Source organism: Phormidium sp. CCY1219, from assembly GCF_035615515.1.
GTDB lineage: Bacteria > Cyanobacteriota > Cyanobacteriia > Cyanobacteriales > Laspinemataceae > CCY1219.
Window position 1 is genome coordinate 1 of the sequence record NZ_JAJENT010000449.1, and the last position, 1,893, is coordinate 1,893.

Sequence of the window (1,893 nt, forward strand, 5' to 3'; positions counted from 1 at the left end):
GTCGCTACCGTGGGGGAGGTGCTTTCACATGACACACTTCATGGGGTGGGCTTTCACCACCATCGACATTCAGTTGTTAAGGCCCTTTTGGAACCTTACCCTGCCCACGTTTCGGAGATTTTCCTTGACTTTTGGCAGGAACGAATCGCACCAATGATTCTGATTATAACCTATCACAGATTCCTTGTGCCTTTCATCGGGAATAGGGCGATCGCCCGTGCAAATGCTTGTCCTCGACGGAATCACCCCTCCCTCTCTCGGTGATTTGCCCCTAGGCGATTTTTTATCGTCAATTGGTGACGTTCAATTACAAATTAATAATTAGCGATAGTTGACGGATTCGCCCACTATCGGCGGCGCGCTGGCGAACTCCGTGGTGCTTCAGCAGCGTTTCCGCATTGATTTAGCTGCATTTACGACCCAGCGGATAGTTAAAGATTGGTGGAAATGGCTTGTACGGGACAAGTGGGAATGCACTGTTCGCAGACTATACAGCGCGATCGGGTAAAGTTTAGCTCAAAGGTGTCTGGATGAAGGGTTAGCGCTTCCGTGGGACATACCCCGGTGCAAAGTCCACAGTGAACGCAACTTTCTTCGTCAATTAAAATTTCGCGACTGGCGAGAGATACGGAAACATCATGCGATCGCATCCAATCAATCGCCGATTCTAACTGATCCATATCCCCCGATAATTCCACCACCAAAGTGCCAATTTGATTCGGGGCAACATGGGCGCGGATAATATTAGCCGCTACATTAAAATCCTTCGCCAACCGATAGGTAATTGGCATCTGGATCGAGCGTTTTGGGAACGTCAAAGTGACTCGTTTCTTCACGGCAAAACTCCGATAGGGTTAAATCAAGTGCAAAAGCATCTGGATTATTTCTGTATTAATTCTAAACTCGGCAATTTATCGCGCAGGTTGGGTTCCATCCGGTCTCTCTTTTACACCCCACCTGCCAATTTTCATTTCTGGCAATGCCAAAAAACTTTTCTTTAATTTTGTATTCTAGCACGATTCAGCGCGATTGACTAGGGTGGGGCAATCTCGAATCCCTCCGATTGCCCGGAAAATTCTTCAATCCCCGCCTCTCGCAGAGCGACACATGCAAGGGGTGCGCTCTCGGTGGCGCTGGGTTGAAATACAATAGAATTAGTTTGTAATAATTGGCGAGTTACTATCTGATGAGTGCAAATTTACCGGACAAATCCACCTCCTCGGTGGTCAATCAGTTGAGAAATTTATTAATCGTCCTCGCAGCAACTGTGCTGAGTGTGGCGATTTTCCTCGGATTGCGAACTGAAGCGCGCAACGTTTCCCTGACGGATTTGGCGTCGGAGTCTATGCCCCTAGAGGTGGCTCTAGAAAATGGCAATCCCACTCTAATGGAATTTTATGCCAATTGGTGTACGAGCTGTATGGCAATGGCACCAGAAATTAAGGAACTGGAACAGGAGTATGAGGGCAATGTTAATTTTGTGATGTTGAATGTGGATAATAGTAAGTGGTTGCCAGAACTGACGAAATATCGCGTGGATGGTATTCCGCATTTCGTGTTTTTGGGAAGCAATGGGGAAGCGATCGCTTCGGCGATCGGGGAAATTCCGCGCGATGTAATGGCACAGAATTTAGATGCGTTAGTCGCCGGCGAACCTTTACCTTATGCAAAAGCAACCGGTCAAAAATCTGCGATCGATAAATCGGGAACCCCTAAAAAATCAACCCCCACCGATCCGCGCAGTCACAGCGCTCAAGTGGTGAATTAATTGTCGATCGCGATCGCTTCTTCAATGGCGAGGAAGTTGTAAGGATTGTCAGGACAAGGCATTGCCTTGTCCCTACGGCAAATTCCCATCATGCCGATTTTTTGTTGAGGCAATGGGTTGACAAA

At 47.6% G+C, this 1,893-nt stretch carries 2 protein-coding genes; one reads left to right on the forward strand and one right to left on the reverse strand.

Going from position 1 to position 1,893, the window contains the following annotated elements; translation table 11 throughout:
- Positions 1-431: 431 nt before the first annotated feature.
- The gene (locus LKK83_RS10890) at positions 432-836 is read right to left on the reverse strand and encodes an NIL domain-containing protein (RefSeq protein ID WP_324631129.1); all 405 of its coding nucleotides are present in this window, start codon (positions 834-836) and stop codon (positions 432-434) included.
- 350 nt (positions 837-1,186) lie between these two features.
- Between LKK83_RS10890 and LKK83_RS10895 the strand changes: the two genes are divergently transcribed.
- Positions 1,187-1,768, forward strand: coding sequence for a thioredoxin family protein (locus tag LKK83_RS10895; RefSeq protein WP_324631130.1), 582 nt, complete (start codon positions 1,187-1,189; stop codon positions 1,766-1,768).
- Positions 1,769-1,893 lie beyond the last annotated feature (125 nt).

Coding starts and splice junctions, on each gene's coding strand:
- LKK83_RS10895 (WP_324631130.1), top strand. CDS start 1,187: ATGAGTGCAAATTTACCGGACAAATCCACCTCCTCGGTGGTCAATCAG.